The organism is Streptomyces sp. A2-16 (assembly GCF_018128905.1).
Taxonomy (GTDB): Bacteria; Actinomycetota; Actinomycetes; order Streptomycetales; family Streptomycetaceae; genus Streptomyces.
In genome coordinates this window covers 6,875,801-6,894,798 of sequence record NZ_CP063808.1, presented here as the reverse complement: position 1 = coordinate 6,894,798, position 18,998 = coordinate 6,875,801, and the positions used below count along the sequence as shown (strand labels likewise).

12 protein-coding genes are annotated in these 18,998 nt (G+C 69.6%); 8 read left to right on the top strand and 4 right to left on the bottom strand.

Annotation, left to right across the window (positions count from 1 at the left end; genetic code table 11):
• Nucleotides 1–275: 275 nt before the first annotated feature.
• The 4 genes from IOD14_RS30955 to mtnK are packed head-to-tail and all read left to right on the top strand — an operon-like array spanning nucleotide 276 to nucleotide 5,143.
• Nucleotides 276–1,373, top strand: coding sequence for a substrate-binding domain-containing protein (locus tag IOD14_RS30955; protein ID WP_123988101.1), 1,098 nt, complete (start codon nucleotides 276–278; stop codon nucleotides 1,371–1,373).
• Entirely contained in the window at nucleotides 1,360–2,892 is a 1,533-nt protein-coding gene (locus IOD14_RS30950; RefSeq protein ID WP_212672101.1) for a sugar ABC transporter ATP-binding protein, read from the top strand. Before IOD14_RS30955 ends, IOD14_RS30950 begins: the two co-directional genes overlap by 14 nt.
• 26 nt (nucleotides 2,893–2,918) lie before the next feature.
• Complete coding sequence (locus IOD14_RS30945; protein ID WP_123988099.1) at nucleotides 2,919–3,959, top strand: ABC transporter permease; 1,041 nt, start codon at nucleotides 2,919–2,921, stop codon at nucleotides 3,957–3,959.
• A gap of 11 nt (nucleotides 3,960–3,970) precedes the next feature.
• The gene (gene mtnK, locus IOD14_RS30940) at nucleotides 3,971–5,143 is read left to right on the top strand and encodes an S-methyl-5-thioribose kinase (protein ID WP_123988098.1); all 1,173 of its coding nucleotides are present in this window, start codon (nucleotides 3,971–3,973) and stop codon (nucleotides 5,141–5,143) included.
• 307 nt (nucleotides 5,144–5,450) lie between these two features.
• Here the strand turns inward: mtnK and IOD14_RS30935 are convergent, their stop codons facing one another.
• From IOD14_RS30935 to IOD14_RS30920, 4 genes are all read right to left on the bottom strand, one after another.
• Nucleotides 5,451–7,067, bottom strand: coding sequence for a glycerol-3-phosphate dehydrogenase/oxidase (locus IOD14_RS30935; RefSeq protein ID WP_123988097.1), 1,617 nt, complete (start codon nucleotides 7,065–7,067; stop codon nucleotides 5,451–5,453).
• 41 nt (nucleotides 7,068–7,108) lie between these two features.
• Entirely contained in the window at nucleotides 7,109–8,647 is a 1,539-nt protein-coding gene (gene glpK / locus IOD14_RS30930) for a glycerol kinase GlpK (protein ID WP_123988096.1), read from the bottom strand.
• Between the two features lie 83 nt (nucleotides 8,648–8,730).
• Nucleotides 8,731–9,531 carry an MIP/aquaporin family protein gene (locus IOD14_RS30925; RefSeq protein ID WP_123988095.1) on the bottom strand — a complete coding sequence of 267 codons (801 nt, stop codon included), beginning with the start codon at nucleotides 9,529–9,531 and terminating at the stop codon, nucleotides 8,731–8,733.
• Nucleotides 9,532–9,851: 320 nt separating this feature from the next.
• Nucleotides 9,852–10,625 (bottom strand): IclR family transcriptional regulator, encoded by a 774-nt coding sequence (locus tag IOD14_RS30920; protein ID WP_212672100.1) that lies wholly within the window; start codon nucleotides 10,623–10,625, stop codon nucleotides 9,852–9,854.
• A gap of 285 nt (nucleotides 10,626–10,910) precedes the next feature.
• Here IOD14_RS30920 and metH point away from each other — a divergent pair, with 285 nt between their 5' ends.
• From metH to IOD14_RS30900, 4 genes are all read left to right on the top strand, one after another.
• A complete protein-coding gene (gene metH / locus IOD14_RS30915; protein ID WP_212672099.1) occupies nucleotides 10,911–14,432 on the top strand; it encodes a methionine synthase in 3,522 nt (1,173 codons plus the stop codon).
• Between the two features lie 162 nt (nucleotides 14,433–14,594).
• Nucleotides 14,595–15,293, top strand: coding sequence for an HAD family phosphatase (locus IOD14_RS30910; RefSeq protein ID WP_123988092.1), 699 nt, complete (start codon nucleotides 14,595–14,597; stop codon nucleotides 15,291–15,293).
• 435 nt (nucleotides 15,294–15,728) lie between these two features.
• Nucleotides 15,729–17,333: an ABC transporter substrate-binding protein gene (locus tag IOD14_RS30905; RefSeq protein ID WP_123988091.1), complete on the top strand. Its 1,605-nt coding sequence runs from the start codon at nucleotides 15,729–15,731 to the stop codon at nucleotides 17,331–17,333.
• Nucleotides 17,334–17,413: 80 nt separating this feature from the next.
• The gene (locus IOD14_RS30900) at nucleotides 17,414–18,994 is read left to right on the top strand and encodes an ABC transporter substrate-binding protein (protein WP_212672098.1); all 1,581 of its coding nucleotides are present in this window, start codon (nucleotides 17,414–17,416) and stop codon (nucleotides 18,992–18,994) included.
• Nucleotides 18,995–18,998 lie beyond the last annotated feature (4 nt).

Below are 18,998 nucleotides of genomic sequence, written 5' to 3'. Positions count from 1 at the left end.
GTGTGACGTAGTCGATGTCTCACCTGGTGAGAAAGCGGTTCCATTTCTTTGACGCGTGGCTGAAATCGTTCTCATGATCTGCGTATGAAGACGCTGCTGCTCGTGCGGCGGCTGTACGTGGACTTGCTCCGGTCGACCACAGCCAGCTGTCGCTGACCCCTTCCGGAGCCCCGGCCTGCCCGCCCCCCGTCTGTGCGGTGGCGCATTCCTGTCCCCCTGCTCCGGGCCGAGCCTTCCCTTCATCCCTTCGCACCACCCCGCACCTGGAGCCCCTCATGTCCCGCATCCGTCTGCCCTTCGCCGCGCTCTCCCTCGCGTCCGTCTCCGCCCTCGTGCTCTCCGGCTGCTCGCAGTCCACGGACGCGTCCAAGAACACCGGCGACACCGCCGCCTCCGCCTCCGCCGCCACCGGCAAGAAGCCGGCCCCCTTCAGCGCGGGCGCGGTCAAGGTGGCCCTGGTCCGGCAGAGCGGCGCCGGCGACTACTTCGAGCAGTGGGGCAACGGCGCCAAGGCCCAGGCCAAGGCCCTCGGCATCGACCTGACCGTGTACGACGCCCAGGCCGACAACGCCAAGCAGGCCACCGACCTGTCCTCGGCGATCAACTCCGGAGCCAAGGCGATCATCATCGACCACGGCTTCCCGGCGACGATCCAGCCGGAGATCGACAAGGCCGTCAAGAAGGGCATCAAGGTCGTCGTCTACGACGTCGAGACCTCCACCAAGGGCGTGGTCAGCACCGAGCAGGACGACGCCAGCATGGCCCAGGCCGTCCTCGACGTCATGTCCAAGGACCTCGGCAAGGACGCCAAGGTCGGCTATGTCAACGTCGCCGGCTACGCCGCCCTCGACAAGCGGAACACCGTCTGGGCGAAGGAACTCGCCGCGCAGGGCTGGAAGCAGCAGTTCAAGGTCGGCAAGGTCACCGACTCCACGGCCACCGACAACGTCCCGCTGGTCTCCGCCGCCCTCACCCAGCACGCGGACGTGACCGGGATCTTCGCGCCCTACGACGAGCTCGCCAAGGGCACCGTCCTCGCCGTCCAGAACAAGAAGCTCCAGGACAAGGTGAAGGTGTTCGGCGCGGACGTCTCCAACGCCGACATCCAGCAGATGACCGCCGCCGACAGCCCGTGGGTCGCCACGGCCGGCACCGACCCGTCCGCGGTCGGCGCCGCCGTCGTCCGTACGACCGCCCTGGAGCTGGCCGGTCAGCTGAACAAGACCTCGGTGGAGTTCCCGGCCGTCGCCATCACCCAGGACTTCCTGCGCGAGAAGAAGATCGAGAACATGGACCAGCTGCGGACGGCCCTGCCCGCGCTGAACCTGTCCCAGGTCTCGACCGCGGACTGGATCTCGAATGTCGCCCACTGACAGCGGCCCCGCACCGGCGGCCGTCGGTCTCACCGACGTCAGCATGGCCTTCGGCGGCAAGACCGTCCTCGCCTCCGTCACCCTCGACATCGCCCCGGGCAGCGTGGTCGCGCTGCTCGGTGCGAACGGTGCGGGCAAGTCCACGCTGATCAAGATCCTGTCGGGCGTGCACACCGGACACGGCGGTCAGGTGCGGGTCGCCGGGGAGCCCGCGGCTCTCCAGTCGCCGCTCGCCGCCCGCCAGTTGGGCATCCAGACCGTGCACCAGCGCATCGGCGAGGGGATCGTGCCCGGCCTCTCCGTCGCCGAGAACCTGGTCTTCGAGGAGCTGGCGCAGAAGCGCGGGAACCCGTTCCTGAACGGGCGCCGGGTCCTGGAGCGCGCCCGCGAGATCCAGGCGGGCCTCGGCCTCGACTGGAGCGACGCCGTCCTCAGGAAGGACGTCACCGAACTCGGCATCTCCGACCGCCAGTTGCTCATCCTCGCCCGCGCCCTGGCCACCCGCCCCCGGCTGCTGATCCTCGACGAGCCGACCTCGGCCCTGTCCGCCGCCGAGGCCGAACGCCTCTTCGCGCTCGTCGAGAGGATGCGCGGCGACGGTATAGCGGTGCTCTACGTCTCCCACCGCCTCGGTGAGATCGACGCCCTGGCCGACCGCCTGGTCGTCCTGCGGGACGGCCGTCTCACCGAGGACCAGGTGCGGCCCTTCGACTGGGACAGCGCCCTGCGCGCGATGCTGGCCCAGGCCCACGAGGCGACGACGGCCCGGCCCGTCCGGGAGGGCGCCGAGGGCGAGGTCGTGCTCTCCCTGCGCGGCGTACGGCTCTTCGCGGGCCGAAAGCCCCTTGACCTGGACCTGCGTACCGGCGAAGTCACCGGCGTCGTGGGCCTGTTGGGCGCCGGCAAGACCGAGCTGGCCCGCGGCCTGTTCGGCGCCGAGCCCTTCGCGACCGGCTCCGTCGAACTGGACGGCAGGCCGTACGAGCCGAGAAGACCCTCCGACGCCATCCGCGACGGCATCCACCTGGTCCCCGAGGACCGGCACGCCGACGCGCTCGTCCCCGGCTGGTCACTGGCCCAGAACATCTCCCTGCCGTTCCTGAAGTCGCTCTCCAGGGCCGGACTGGTCCAGCGCTCGAAGGAGGACGCCCTCGGCCGCGACACCATCGAGGCCCTCGGCGTCGTCGCCCGGGACGAGCACAGCACCGTGGAGGAGCTGTCCGGCGGCAACCAGCAGAAGGTCGTCGTCGGCCGCTGGCTCGCCGAGACACCCCGCGTCCTCATCCTGGACGAACCCTTCCGGGGCGTGGACATCGGCGCCCGCCGGGACATCGGCCGCCGCGCGAGGACCCTCGCCGCCGAGGGCGCCGCCGTGCTCGTGCTGTCCGCCGACGTGGACGAGGTCCTGGAGATCGCGGACCGGGTCGTCGTGCTCGCCGCCGGTGAGATCCACCTCGACGCGTACGGCGAGGACGCTGAGCGCGACCGCGTCATCCAGACCATCTCGGCGTCCGTGTGACCCCGGCCCACGTGAGGTAGTACGCCATGACCACAACCCAGAGCGCCCCGGTGAAGACGGCGACGCCGCCCACCGCCGGGACGGCCGTCCGCGTCCAGAACGCCGTCATCAAGTACGGCTTCATCTTCGTCACGGTCGCGCTGTTCCTCTACTTCGCGCTGAGCGAGGGCTCCTTCCGCGAGTCGGCGACCCTCCTCGACACCCTCCGCTACGTCTCCGTCGCCGCGATCCTCGGCCTCGGCGTCACCCTCACCATGGCCGTCGGCGGAATGGACATGTCGGTCGGCGCGGTCGCCGGCCTCGGAGTCTCGGTCGCCGCCCAGACGATGGTCGTCCACAACCAGATCGGCACGGTCGCGATCCTCGCGGTCCTCGCGGCGGGCGCCCTCGCGGGTCTCCTCAACGCCTTCCTGATCGTCGTACTGAAGATCCCCGACATGCTCGCCACCCTCGGCACCATGTTCGTCATCCAGGGCAGCAAACTCATCCTGGTCGACGGTCAGTCGATCACCCCGGGCATGACGATGGACGACGGCAGCACCGCCCCCGGCAAGTTCACCGCCGGCTTCCTGAAGATCGACCGCGGGACCGTCCTCGGCGTCCCCGTCTCGGTACTGATCTTCGCCGGCCTGACCGTCGCCGCCTGGGTCTTCCTGGCCCGCACCCGCTGGGGCCGCGTGCTCTACGCGATCGGCGCCAACCCGGAGGCCTCCCGCCTGGCCGGCATCCGCGTCGGCGGCTACCGCGCCCTGGCGTATGTCCTCTCCGGCGTCCTCGCCTCCATCGGCGGTCTGATCCTGGCGTCCCGCATCGGCCAGGGCGACGTCTCGGCTGGGACCTCGCAGCTCCTGGAGGCCGTGGCGGTGGCGCTGGTCGGCACCTCGGTGCTGGGCCGGGGCCGTCCGAACGTCTGGGGCACCGCCCTCGGCGCGGTGCTCATCGGCATCATCACCACCGGCCTGACCATCAAGGGCCTGCCGTACTACACCCAGGACGTCGTCGAGGGCGCGGTCCTCATCCTCGCCCTGGTCTTCAGCTTCACCTTGTCCAAGCGCCGCACCGCATAGGGGAGTTCACGATGGGTTACCGCATCCTGGAGACCGAGGACATCCCGGCGTACCTGCGCGAGCGCGGCCACTGGGACGGCGCGGCCGAGCCGGAGGTCCGCGAGGTCTCCGACGGCAACATGAACCGGGTCTTCCTGGCGTCCTCGGCCGACGGCACCCGCTCCCTCGCCGTCAAGCAGGCGCTGCCCTGGGTGCGGGTGGCGGGCCCGTCCTGGCCGATGAGCCCGGACCGCGCCGACGCCGAGGCCCGCGCCTACGAGCAGATCGCCAAGGTCGCCCCCGACAAGATCCCCGCGGTCCACGGCTACGACCCCGAGAATCACGCCCTCGTCATGGAGGACATGTCCGACCTGGAGGTCCTGCGCACCCTCCTCAACGAGGGAGCGTCGTACGGACCCCGCACCTCGGCGCGCGTCGGGGAGCTGGTCGCCCAACTCTCGTTCGCCACGAGCGACTTCGGCATGCCGTCCGCGGAACGCAAGGCGCTGATCGCGGCATCGGTGAGCCCCGAGCTGTGCAAGATCACCGAGGACGTGGTGCTCTCCGAGCCGTACATCGAGCACGAGCACAACCACTGGCACGAGGGCGTGGACGACCTGGCGGCGGCCTTCCGCGCGGACGCCGGGCTCCGTACGGAGGTGGCCGACCTCAGGCACCGGTTCATGACCGGCGCCCAGGCCCTCCTGCACGGCGACCTCCACACCGGCAGCATCATGGTCGGCGAGCGCGAAGGCGCCCACGTGGTGCGGGTGTTCGACCCCGAGTTCTCCTTCGTCGGGCCCATCGGCTTCGACCTGGGCCTCTACTGGGCCAACGCCCTGGTCTCGGAGGAACGGGCCCGCGCACTGGGCACGTCGAGCGACCACGGGGACCAACTCGGGCTGTCCTGGGAGTCGTTCGAGACGGAGTTCCGCCGCCTGTGGCCGACCCGCGTGGACACCTTCTTCGACGACGCCTACCTGGACCGCTTCCTGCGCGGGGTCTGGACCGAGTCCCTGGGCTACGCGGGCACGGAGATCATCCGCAGGATCATCGGCTTCGCCCACCTGACCGACCTGACGACCCTGCCGGACCCGGTCCCGGCGTCCCGGCGGGCCCTGCTGCTCGGCCGTGAACTCATCGTCCGGCGCGCGGAGCTGACCTCCCCGGACGCTGTACGGGACCTCGTGGACTCGGCTCTCTGAGCGGCGCACCTCGACACGGGAGCCGTAGGCCGGGACGGCGCGGGCGGTCCCGCCGTCCGTGCCGCGGCCCGCGAGACGGGCCTGGAGCCTGAGATGCGGGAACTCCAAGTACGCCCGGACCGGCGCAGCACCCCGCGCCGGTGGGCGTCCTCGACCAACTCCAGGCGCCGCCGGACCCGCATATGCCTGCTCCCCATGACCGAGCGTCGAAGCCTCCCGTCGGGAGCTCGGTGTGCGGTGCATGGCGAAGGGGACGCCCCCCAGCCCGGGAGGCGTCCCCTTCGCGTCGTCCGTCGTCCCGCGCGGACTACTTCTTGTCGAGCAGGTCCTGCACCTTCGCGCGGACCTCGTCCGTCGCCAGACCCCGGATGGTCAGGGTCGTGCGGCGGCGCAGCACGTCGTCCGGCGTCTCGGCCCACTCGTTGTCCCGGGCGTAGACGACCTGCGCCCAGATCTCCGGGGCGTCCGGGTGGACGCGCTCGCCCAGCTCCGGGTTCTCGTTCGCCAGCCGGGCGATGTCGAAGGCCAGCGAACCGTAGTGCGTGGCCAGGTGCCTGGCCGTGTCGGCGGCCATGCGCGGTCCCGGCGCCGGGTTGTCCACCAGCAGGCGGTGCGCGACCGCGCGCGGGTTGGCGACCCCGGGCAGCGGAAGCTTCTTCGGCAGGGCGGAGACGGGCTCGAAGTCGTCGCCCAGCGGAGCGCCCGGCAGCGCCTCCAGTTTCTGCATGACCGTCCGGCCGATGTGGCGGAAGGTCGTCCACTTGCCGCCGGCGACGGACAGCATGCCGCCCCGGCCCTCCGTCACCACGGTCTCGCGCTTGGCCTTCGCGGTGTCACCGGGACCGCCCGGCAGCACCCGGAGTCCCGCGAACGAGTAGGTGATCAGGTCACGGGAGAGCTGCTGGTCGCGGACGGAGAACGCGGCCTCGTCGAGTATCTGGGCCGTGTCCTTCTCCGTGACCGCGACGTCCGCCGGGTCGCCCTCGAACTCCTCGTCCGTGGTGCCGAGCAGCAGCATGTCCTCCCACGGCAGGGCGAAGGTGATGCGGTACTTGTCGATCGGGGTGGCCAGCGCGGCCTTCCACGGCGAGGTCCGCTTCAGGACCAGGTGCGCGCCCTTGGAGAGACGGATCGAGGGGGCCGCGTTCGGGTCCTCCATCCGGCGCAGGTGGTCCACCCACGGGCCGGTCGCGTTCAGCACGAGCCGGGCGTTGACGCCGAACTCGTCGCCGGACTGCCGGTCGCGCAGGTCCGCGCCGGTCACCCGGCCCTGGGTGAACCGCAGCCCGGTCACCTCGGCGTGGTTCAGCACGACCGCGCCCGCCTCGACGGCCGCACGGACCGTCATCAGCGCCATGCGCGCGTCGTTCATCTGGTCGTCGCCGTACACGGCCACGGCCTTGAGGTTCTCGGTGCGCAGCTCGGGCACGTCCTGCGCCGCCTTCGCGGGGGACAGGAGGTGACCGACGCCGTCACCGAACGCCGAGAGCGCGGAGTAGGCGAAGACGCCCGCCCCGAGCTTCGCGGCGCCGTGCGGCCCGCCCTTGTACACGGGGAGGTAGAAGGTGAGCGGGTTCGCCAGGTGGGGGGCCACCTGGCGGGAGACCGCACGGCGCTCGAAGTGGTTCTCCGCCACCAGCTTCACCGCGCCGGTCTGCAGATAGCGCAGACCGCCGTGGAGCAGCTTGGAGGAGGCGGAGGAGGTGGCGCCGGCGAAGTCGCCGGCGTCGACCAGGGCCACCCTGAGGCCGGACTGCGCGGCGTGCCAGGCGGTGGAGATGCCCAGGATGCCGCCGCCGATCACGAGAAGGTCGTACGACGCCTTGGAGAGCTGCTCCCGGGTCTCGGCGCGGCTCGGGTGGGAGCCGGAGGCCGGGCGCGTACCGAGGGCAGGCACGGACTGCAGGGTGGACTGACTGGTCATGTGGGGTTCTTACTCCTCATCAGAGCTGTTGAGGGGGTGTCTCAGCTCTCGTCCTCGAGCCAGCCCATGGTCCGCTCGACGGCCTTGAGCCAGCTCTTGTACTCACGGTCGCGGGTCTCCGCGTCCATGCGGGGGGTCCACTCGGCGGCCCGGCGCCAGTTGGCGCGCAGGTCGTCGGTGCTGGTCCAGAAGCCGACGGCGAGACCGGCGGCGTAGGCGGCACCGAGGCAGGTCGTCTCGGCGACCATCGGACGGACCACGGGGGCGTCCAGGAAGTCCGAGAGGGTCTGCATCAGCAGGTTGTTGGAGGTCATGCCGCCGTCGACCTTGAGGGCCGCGAGCTCGACGCCCGAGTCCTTGGTCATGGCGTCCGTGATCTCACGGGTCTGCCAGGCGGTGGCCTCCAGGACGGCACGCGCCAGGTGCGCCTTGGTGACGTACCGGGTCAGACCGGCGATCACACCGCGGGCGTCGGAGCGCCAGTACGGGGCGAACAGGCCGGAGAAGGCCGGCACGAAGTACGCGCCGCCGTTGTCCTCGACGGAGAGCGCGAGCGTCTCGATCTCGGCGGCGGTGGAGATCAGGCCCATCTGGTCGCGCATCCACTGCACCAGCGAACCGGTGACGGCGATGGAGCCCTCGAGGGCGTAGACCGGCTTCTGGTCACCGATGCGGTAGCCGACGGTGGTCAGCAGGCCGGAGTACGAGTTGATGATCTTCTCGCCGGTGTTCAGCAGCATGAAGGTGCCGGTGCCGTACGTCGACTTGGCCTCGCCCTCGGCGAAACACGTCTGGCCGAACAGGGCCGCCTGCTGGTCACCGAGCGCCGAGGCGACCGGGATGCCGCCGAGCAGGTCGCCCAGCTTGCCGCCGGCGACCTCGCCGTAGACCTCGGCCGAGGAGCGGATCTCGGGGAGCATCGCCAGCGGCACGCCGATGGATTCGGCGATCTTCTCGTCCCACTCCAGCGTGTGGAGGTTCATCAGCATGGTGCGGGAGGCGTTGGTGACGTCGGTGTAGTGCTTGCCGCCGTCGACACCACCGGTCAGGTTCCAGATGACCCAGGTGTCCATGGTGCCGAAGAGGATGTCGCCGCGCTCGGCGCGCTCACGCAGACCCTCGACGTTGTCGAGCAGCCAGCGGGCCTTCGGGCCGGCGAAGTAGGAGGCCAGCGGCAGGCCGGTCTCGCGGCGGAAGCGGTCCTGGCCGACGTTGCGGCCGAGCTCCCTGCAGAGGGCGTCGGTGCGGGTGTCCTGCCAGACGATGGCGTTGTGGACGGGCTCACCGGTGTTCTTGTCCCAGAGGAGAGTGGTCTCGCGCTGGTTGGTGATGCCGATGGCCTTGATGTCGTCGCGGGTGATGCCGGCCTTCTGGATGGCTCCGGCGACGACCTCCTGGACGTTGGTCCAGATCTCGTTGGCGTTGTGCTCGACCCAGCCCGGCTTCGGGAAGATCTGCTCGTGCTCCTTCTGGTCGACCGAGACGATACGGCCGTCCTTGTCGAAGACGATGCAGCGGCTGGAGGTGGTGCCCTGGTCGATGGCGGCGATGAAGGGGCCGGCGGTGTGGGCGTCGGTCACTGTGTGCTCCTGGGTTCCGTGAGTGAGGACGGTCTACGACTGCTGCGCTCTGCGCGTGCTGCGCTGTGACTGCTTCAGATGTTCTAAGCGAAAGCGATGTTGTAGATGCCCGCGGCGATCGCGCCGCCGATCAGGGGACCGGCGATCGGGACCCAGGCGTAGCTCCAGTCGGAGCCGCCCTTGTTGGGCAGGGGCAGGAGGGCGTGCACGATGCGCGGACCGAGGTCACGGGCCGGGTTGATCGCGTAGCCGGTCGGGCCACCGAGGGACAGACCGATGGAGACGACCACGAGGGCGGTGATCAGGGCGCCCAGGGTGCCCAGGCCCTTGCCGTCGCCGTTGAGACCCTGCGTGAGCACGGCCAGGACCAGCACGATGGTGCCGATGACCTCGGTGGCGACGTTCTGCCAGGCCACGCGGACCTCGGGGCCGGTGGAGAAGATGCCCAGCACCGGGCCGGCGCCCTTCTCCTGCGCCTCGACGGCCTTGGCGGTCGTGGCCTGCGCACCCGGCGCGCCGACGATCTCCTTGTCGGTGAGGTGCGCGTGGAACTGGCCGTAGTAGGCCACCCAGACCAGTGCCGCACCGATCATGGCGCCGAGCAGCTGACCGCCCCAGTAGACCGGGACGTCACTCCACGGGATGCCGTCCTTCTTGAGCGCGAGCGCGAGCGTGACGGCCGGGTTGAGGTGGGCGCCGGAGAGCGGCGCCGAGGTGTAGACGGCCGTCAGAACGGCGAAACCCCACCCGAAGGTGATGGCGAGCCAGCCGGCGTTGCGGGCCTTGGAGGCCTTCAGCGTGACGGCGGCGCACACGCCTCCGCCGAGCAGGATGAGTATGGCGGTACCGATGGTCTCGCCGATGAAGATGTCGGAGCTGGACACCCGCGACTCCTTTGTCCTTCGTCCAGGGGACCGAACCCCGGGTCCCTCCGGAGGTTCGAGCTGCTCTCGGGGTGAGAGCGATGCCGGCCCTTGGCGTTGTCACACTCTAGCGCGTATTGCCGGTAGGTGTTCGACAATGCCGACCGATGGACGGGAGTCTTGCTCCGGGGTTACGCGCACGTCAAGGGTTCTGTACTCGAAAACACGATCGTTATTGATGACTGTGAGTCAAGGATCTTGTTTTGGTGATTTGTACGGTTGTGTCAGAGTACGACCGAGGGCCGGTACGTCACCGACGTACCGGCCCTTTCTCACGCTTCTCAGAACCGCCCGGCGCCCAGGTCCCGCGAGACCGCGCGGGCGCAGTCCCGCACCGCCGCGATCAGCTCGGGGCGCAGCGCCCCGTCCTCGTCGGGCCGGCACAGCCGCTCCACCGCGCCCGTGATGCCGACCGCGCCGACCGGCATCCGCCGCCGGTCGTGGATGGGCGCGGCGATGGACGCCACGCCTTCCCAGGTCTCCTCGACGTCCGCCGCGTACCCGCGCGCGCGCGTGATGTCGAGGATTCCCTCGAAGTCCGCCAGATCGCACACGGTCCGCTCGGTGAAGGCCTTGCGGTCGGCCTCCAGGGCCTCGCTGTGCGCCACCGGGTCGTACGCCGACAGCACCTTGCCCAGGGCCGTGGAGTGCAGGGGCTGCATGGCCCCGATCTCCAGCACCTGTCGGCTGTCGTCGGGCCGGAAGACGTGGTGCACGATCAGCACGCCCTGCTGGTGCAGCACCCCCAGATGGACGCTCTCGCCGCTGGAGCGGGCCAGGTCGTCGGTCCACACGAGCGCACGCGCGCGCAGCTCGTGCACGTCCAGATAGGTGGTGCCCAGGCGCAGCAGCTCGGCGCCCAGCTGGTACCGCCCCGAGGCATCGTCCTGCTCCACGAACCCCTCCTGCTGGAGGGTGCGCAGAATGCCGTGCGCGGTGCCCTTGGCGAGGCCCAGGGACGAGGCGATGTCCGACAGGCCGAGTCTCCGCTCGCCGCCCGCGAGGAGCCGCAGCATCGCGGCCGCCCGTTCGAGCGACTGGATGTTCCGTGCCATCGCCGTCCTGCCTCCGTCCCCATCGACAGCCGAGTGTTACGGCGTCGCTGCCACTGTTCGGCAATGCCGAACACTACCGGTCGATGCCGACCTCCCGCTAATGGTCGGTCGGCATCTGTTGTGTCACTCGTATCCCGCGGGTGACCTGGCCGCCATCCTCGTCCGTCCCGTGGACGTGCCGACCATCCTCGCGGGGACCCGGCTACCCTGGCGTGGTGCGCCCGGCGTGGGACGACTCACGGGCGCCATGAAGCCGACAGCCGTCGCAACTGAGGGAGCCCTTTCATGGCCTCGTCGCCACTGACCCCTTCCGCCGACAGCCGGACCCGTGTGTCCGCGCTCCGCGAGGCGCTCGCCACCAGAGTGGTGGTCGCCGACGGAGCGATGGGCACCATGCTGCAGGCCCAGGACCCCACCCTGGAGGACTTCGAGAACCTCGAGGGTTGCAACGAGATCCTCAACGTGACCCGCCCGGACATCGTCCGCTCCGTCCACGACGCGTACTTCGAGGTGGGCGTCGACTGCGTCGAGACCAACACCTTCGGGTCCAATCACACGGCCGCGTCGGAGTACGACATCGCCGACCGCGTGCACGAACTGTCCGAGGCGGGTGCCCGGATCGCCCGTGAGGCGGCCGACGAGCACACCGCCCGCGACGGCCGCCAGCGCTGGGTCCTGGGCTCCGTCGGCCCCGGCACCAAGCTGCCCACCCTCGGCCACATCGACTACGCCACGATCCGCGACGGCTACCAGGCCAACGTCGAGGGCCTGCTCGCGGGCGGCGCCGACGCCCTGATCGTCGAGACCACCCAGGACCTGCTCCAGACGAAGGCCTCGGTGCTCGGGGCGCGTCGCGCGCTCGAGGCGACCGGCGCCGACGTGCCGCTGGTGGTCTCGATGGCGTTCGAGACCACCGGCACGATGCTGCTCGGCTCCGAGATCGGCGCAGCGCTGACCGCGCTGGAGCCGCTCGGCATCGACATGATCGGCCTGAACTGCTCGACCGGCCCGGCCGAGATGAGCGAGCACCTGCGCTATCTCGCCCGGCACTCCCGCATCCCGCTGCTGTGCATGCCGAACGCGGGCCTGCCGATCCTCACGAAGGACGGCGCGCACTTCCCGCTCGACCCGGAGGGCCTGGCCGACGCCCAGGAGAACTTCGTCCGCGACTACGGCCTCTCCCTGATCGGCGGCTGCTGCGGCACCACCCCCGAGCACCTGCGCCAGGTCGTCGAGCGCGTCCGCGAGCTCACGCCCTCCGAGCGCAACCCGCAGCCCGAGCCCGGCGCCGCGTCCCTCTACCAGACGGTCCCGTTCCGCCAGGACACCTCCTACCTGGCCATCGGCGAGCGCACCAACGCCAACGGCTCCAAGAAGTTCCGCGAGGCCATGCTGGAGGCCCGCTGGGACGACTGTGTGGAGATGGCCCGCGAGCAGATCCGCGAGGGCGCCCACATGCTGGACCTCTGCGTGGACTACGTCGGCCGCGACGGAGTGGCGGACATGAAGGAGCTGGCCGGCCGCTTCGCCACCGCCTCCACCCTGCCGATCGTCCTCGACTCCACCGAGGTCCCCGTCATCCAGGCCGGTCTGGAGAAGCTCGGCGGCCGCGCGGTCATCAACTCCGTCAACTACGAGGACGGCGACGGCCCCGAGTCCCGCTTCGCGAAGGTCACCAAGCTCGCCCAGGAGCACGGCGCCGCGCTGATCGCGCTGACCATCGACGAGGAGGGCCAGGCCCGCACCCCCGAGAAGAAGGTCGAGATCGCCGAGCGGCTCATCGACGACCTGACCGGCAACTGGGGCATCCACGAGTCGGACATCCTCATCGACACCCTGACCTTCACCATCTGCACCGGTCAGGAGGAGTCCCGCAAGGACGGCATCGCCACCATCGAGGCGATCCGCGAACTCAAGCGCCGCCACCCGGACGTCCAGACCACGCTGGGCCTGTCCAACATCTCCTTCGGCCTCAACCCGGCCGCCCGTGTCCTGCTCAACTCGGTCTTCCTCGACGAGTGCGTGAAGGCGGGCCTGGACTCGGCGATCGTGCACGCGTCGAAGATCCTGCCCATCGCCCGCTTCACCGAGGAGGAGGTCCAGACCGCCCTGGACCTCATCCACGACCGCCGCGCCGAGGGCTACGACCCGCTGCAGAAGCTGATGGCCCTCTTCGAGGGCGCCACCACCAAGTCCCTGAAGGCGGGCCGGGCCGAGGAACTGGCCGCCCTGCCGCTGGAGGAGCGCCTCAAGCGACGCATCATCGACGGCGAGAAGAACGGCCTGGAGGCCGACCTCGACGAGGCCCTCCAGACGCGCCCCGCCCTCGACATCGTCAACGACACCCTCCTGGACGGCATGAAGGTCGTCGGCGAGCTCTTCGGCTCCGGCCAGATGCAGCTGCCCTTCGTCCTCCAGTCCGCCGAGGTCATGAAGACCGCGGTGGCCTACCTCGAACCGCACATGGAGAAGGTCGAGGGCGACGAGGCCGGCAAGGGCACCATCGTGCTCGCCACCGTCCGTGGCGACGTCCACGACATCGGCAAGAACCTCGTCGACATCATCCTGTCCAACAACGGCTACAACGTGGTCAACCTCGGCATCAAGCAGCCGGTCTCCGCGATCCTGGACGCCGCCGCCGAACACCGCGCCGACGTCATCGGCATGTCGGGACTCCTGGTCAAGTCCACGGTGATCATGAAGGAGAACCTGGAGGAGCTCAACCAGCGCGGCCTGGCCGCCGACTTCCCGGTCATCCTCGGCGGAGCCGCGCTGACGAGGGCGTACGTCGAACAGGACCTGCACGAGATCTACGAGGGCGAAGTCCGCTACGCCCGCGACGCGTTCGAGGGGCTGCGCCTCATGGACGCCCTCATCGGCGTCAAGCGGGGCGTGCCCGGTGCCAAACTGCCCGAGCTCAAGCAGCGCCGGGTGCGCGCCGGTGCCGTGAGCGTCGAGGAGGAGCGGCCCGAAGAGGGGCATGTGCGCTCCGACGTGGCCGTCGACAACCCGGTGCCCACCCCGCCGTTCTGGGACACCCGGGTCATCAAGGGCATCCAGCTCAAGGAGTACGCCTCCTGGCTGGACGAGGGCGCCCTCTTCAAGGGCCAGTGGGGACTCAAGCAGGCCCGTACCGGCGAGGGGCCGACGTACGAGGAGCTCGTCGAGACCGAGGGCCGGCCCCGGCTGCGCGGCCTGCTGGACCGGCTCCAGACCGAGAACCTCCTCGAAGCGGCCGTCGTCTACGGCTACTTCCCCTGTGTGTCCAAGGACGACGACCTGATCATCCTGGACGAGCAGGGCAACGAGCGCACCCGCTTCACCTTCCCGCGCCAGCGCCGCGGCCGTCGGCTCTGCCTCGCCGACTTCTTCCGCCCCGAGGAGTCGGGGGAGACCGACGTGGTCGGCCTACAGGTCGTCACCGTCGGCTCGCGGATCGGTGAGCAGACCGCCAAGCTGTTCGAGGCCAACGCCTACCGCGACTACCTCGAACTGCACGGCCTGTCCGTCCAGTTGGCCGAGGCGCTCGCCGAGTACTGGCACGCGCGCGTGCGTTCCGAGCTCGGCTTCGCCGGTGAGGACCCCAGCGATGTCGAGGACATGTTCGCCCTGAAGTACCGGGGTGCCCGCTTCTCCCTCGGCTACGGCGCCTGCCCGAACCTGGAGGACCGCGCCAAGATCGCCGACCTGCTCCAGCCGGAGCGGATCGGTGTCCAGCTGAGCGAGGAGTTCCAGCTGCACCCCGAGCAGTCCACCGACGCGATCGTCATCCACCACCCGGAGGCGAAGTACTTCAACGCCCGCTGAGCCCTGCGCGGCGCCCGCCGAGCCCTGCGCCGCGACCCGCCGAGCCCGCCGGGTCGCGGCTCACCGAGCACACTGATCGGATAAGTCGTACACTGGTCGGTCCACCGCAGGCCGGTTCCCCTCGTGGGAACCGGCCTGCTCGTCCCTCAAGGAGGTACGTGGATGACCAGCACGGTCCCCGCACCCATCACCCGTACGGCAGACGGCTCAGCCCTCCAGGCCGTCCTCCTCGACATGGACGGCACCCTGGTGGACACCGAGGGCTTCTGGTGGGACGTCGAGGTCGAGATCTTCGCCCGCCTCGGCCACACCCTCGACGACTCCTGGCGCCATGTCGTGGTCGGCGGTCCCATGACCCGCAGCGCGGGCTTCCTGATCGAGGCCACCGGCGCCGACATCACCCTCCCCGAGCTCACCGTCCTGCTCAACCAGGGCTTCGAGGACCGCATCGGCCGCTCCCTGCCCCTGATGCCCGGCGCCACCCGGCTGCTCACCGAGCTGTCCGCGCACCGCATCCCCACGGCCCTGGTCTCCGCCTCCCACCGGCGCATCATCGACCGGGTCCTCGACTCCCTCGGCCACCGGCACTTCGCCCTCACGGTCGCCGGTGACGAGGTGCCGCGCACCAAGCCGCACCCGGACCCGTACCTGTTCGCCGCCACCGGACTCGGCGCCGAACCGGCCAGATGCGCGGTGGTCGAGGACACCGCCACCGGAGTCGCCGCGGCCGAGGCCGCAGGCTGCCAGGTCGTGGCCGTGCCCTCCGTCGCCCCCATCGCCCCGGCCCCCGGACGCACCGTCGTCGGCTCGCTCGAAGAGGTCGACCTGCCATTCCTGCGCGGCCTGATCAGCCTTCGATGACGGAAATGCCCCGGGTGTTCACCCAGCGTGCAACACGGATAGCGCGGTAATTCCCCAGGTCCCTGTCGCATTAATTCGAAAGCGCGCCGGATGGCCGAATTCCGGTCCGCTGCCGCCCCGTTACGGGTGTGAGGTTCCCCACTCGACGGGGTCTCGACAGGCGGCCGACGGTGTGCCGGACGCCCCGCTTCGAGGGGTTCGGGCGCGCCCATGTGTCCTGATTGATGGAAACCTGCACCAATCCTTCCCCTGTCGGCTTTTCGGTGCGTCCACGACCGGTTCCGCTGTGTGATGGAAGCCCAACTCCGGTGGCCGCCAACCCTCCTGCAGGTGCGGACTAATCTCCTTGAGAGAACATCGCCCTACCCCCGTGATCCGCAGCGCCACCCCTGCATGCCGGGTACACGGACTCGACAGCTCTGGAGAAACTCGAGCATGAACCGCAAGACTTTGGTGCTGCCGGCCGTCATCGGTCTGCTCGCGCCGGTGCTCGCCGCCTGCGGCGGAACCGACAGCGGCAGCAGCTCGAGCGACGCGATCGGCGTCGGCACCACGGACCGGTTCACCGCGACGAAGGAAGCTCCCGCGCCGCTCGACCCCGCCTACGCCTACGACGTCGGCACCTGGAACGTCCTGCGCCAGACCGTGCAGACCCTGATGATCCAGCCCAAGGGCGAGGGCGACCCCGTGCCCGAGGCCGCCCAGTCCTGCGGCTTCAGCGACAGCGGCAACGAGCGTTACGTCTGCACCCTGCGCGAGGGCCTGAAGTTCTCCAACGGCGAGGCCATCACCGCGGCCGACGTGAAGTACTCCATCGACCGCGCCCTCGCCCTCAAGGCCGACTCCGGCGTCTTCGCCCTGCTGTCCACCATCGACACCGTCGAGACCAAGGGCGACCGCGAGGTCATCTTCCACCTCAAGACCGCGGACGCCACCTTCCCGTACAAGCTGTCGACCCCGGTCGCCGGCATCGTCAACCCCGACGACTACGCGAAGAACAAGCTCCGCGACGGCTTCGACGTCGACGGCTCCGGCCCCTACACCATGAAGGCCGACGTCAAGAACGACGAGCTCGTGAACGCCGTGTTCACCAAGAACCCCAACTACAAGGGGTCGTTGACGGTGAACAACGACAAGGTCGAACTGCGCTCCTACCCGGACGCCGACGCCATGGGCACCGCCCTCGAGAAGGGCGACATCGACCTCATCACCCGCACCATGTCGCCCGCGCAGATCAACAAGCTCTCCAACGCGTCCGGCGGCGACGTGGACCTCGTCGAGATGGCCGGTCTGGAGATCCGCTACCTCGCCTTCAACACCAACGCCCCGACCGTGAAGTCCCGTGCCGTGCGCCAGGCGATGGCCCAGCTCATCAACCGCAGCGAGCTCGTCTCCAAGGTCTACGGCACCCAGGCCGAGCCGCTCTTCTCGCTGGTCCCGGCCAGCATCACCGGCCACTCCAACGCCTTCTTCAACAAGTACGGCGACCCGAGCGTCACCAAGGCCAAGTCCCTGCTGACGCAGGCCAATGTCTCCACGCCGGTGAAGCTGACCCTCCACTACACGACGGACCACTACGGCCCGGCCACCAAGGAGGAGTTCGAGGACCTGCAGAAGCAGCTCAACGGTAGCGGCCTCTTCCAGGTCCGCATCGAGGGCGCTCCCTGGTCGACCTTCCGGCCGGCCGAGCAGAAGGGCAAGTACGACGTCTACGGCATGGGCTGGTTCCCGGACTTCCCCGACGCCGACAACTACCTCGCCCCGTTCCTCGACAAGGACAACTTCCTCGGCTCGCCCTACGACAACAGCGAGATCCGCAACACCCTGATCCCGGACTCCCGCCGCGAGGCCGACCGCATCGCCGCGTCCGGAAGCCTGACCGAGATCCAGGACATCGTCGCCGACGACGTCCCCGTGCTGCCGCTGTGGCAGGGCAACCAGTACGTCGCCGCACGCGACGACGTCACGGGCACCGCCTACGCGCTCAACTCCTCCTCGACGCTGCAGCTGTGGGAACTCGGCAAGGGCGTGAGCGGCTGACCGGCCGACGCCTCCATCGCCCCGGGCCTCGGCGGACGGGTCCCGGGATTCCACAAGAATCGACGACAAGGCACTCGCACGTGAACAAGCGCATACAGTGGCAGGTCCTGCCGGTCGTGGCGGGGCTCGCCTCCGGTCTGCTGGCCGGCTGCGGCACGGAGTCGGGGGACTCCGGTTCCGGCGGCTCCTCCGTGGTCATGGGGATGTCCGACGACGTCCTCGCCACCGACCCCGCCTCCGGCTACGACCCCGGCTCCTGGCTGTTGTTCAACAACGTCTTCCAGTCGCTGCTCAGCTTCCCCAAGGGCGGCACGGAACCGGAGCCGGACGCGGCCCAGAGCTGCGAGTTCACGGACACCAGGACGCAGGTCTACGAGTGCACGCTCAAGGACGGCCTCAAGTTCAGCAACGGCGACGCGCTCACCTCCGAGGACGTCAAGTTCTCCTTCGACCGCACGCTGAAGATCAATGACGACGCCGGTCCGGCGATCATGTTCCCGATGCTCGACGAGGTCGAGACCCCGGACGAGAAGACGGTCGTCTTCAAACTGAACACCCCCGACGCCACTTTCCCGAGCAAGATCGCCTCCGGCGCCGGCTCGATCGTCGACCACCGGCAGTACGACGCCGGCGAACTCCGCGAGGACGGCAAGGCGGTCGGCTCCGGCCCCTACCAGCTCGACTCCTTCGACGACGACCAGGCCGTGTTCTCCGTCAACGAGAACTACAAGGGCACCGCCGAGCCCCAGAACTCCGGCGTCACGCTGAAGTTCTTCCACGGTGACCAGGCGGCCCTGAAGACCGCGCTGACCGACAAGAAGGTCGACCTCGCCTACCGCGGTCTGACCGCGGGCGACATCGCCGACATCGAGAAGGCCTCGCCCGACTCCGGTGTCGAGGTCGTCGAGGGCACCAGCGCCGAGGTCCAGCACCTCGTCTTCAACATGAACGACCCGGTCGCGGGCAAGATCGGCGTCCGCAAGGCGATCGCCTACCTGCTCGACCGCGAAGCCCTCATCCACGACGTCTACCAGGGCACCGCGACCCCGCTGTACTCGATCATCCCGGCCGGTATCGCGGGCCACAACACGGCCTTCTTCGACACCTACGGCGCCCAGCCGTCCAGGCCCAAGGCCGCCGCCGCGCTCGCCGACGACGGCATCACCGGCAAGGTGAAGCTGACCCTGTGGTCCACGCCGTCCCGCTACGGCCCGGCCACCGACCAGGAACTCAAGACGATCGCCCGGCAGCTCAACGCGAGCGGGCTGTTCGACGCCGACGTGAAGTCCGTGGCCTTCGACCAGTACGAGAAGGACATCGCCGCGGGCAAGTACGGCGTGTACGTCAAGGGCTGGGTGCCCGACTACCCGGACGCCGACAACTTCACGGCCCCCTTCTTCGGCAAGGGCAACGTGCTGTCCAACAACTACAGCAACAACAAGATCACCGGTTCGCTCATCCCGCGGACCGCCGCCCAGCCGGACCGCTCCGCCACGGACGACCCCTTCGGTACCCTCCAGGACCTCGTCGCGCAGGACGTCCCCGTCCTGCCGGTCTGGCAGGCCAAGCAGTACGCCGTCGTCCGCGACGACGTCTACGGCCTGGAGTACTGCCTCGACGCCTCGACGGTCTTCCGTTTCTGGGAGCTCAGCAAGGGCTGAGCGG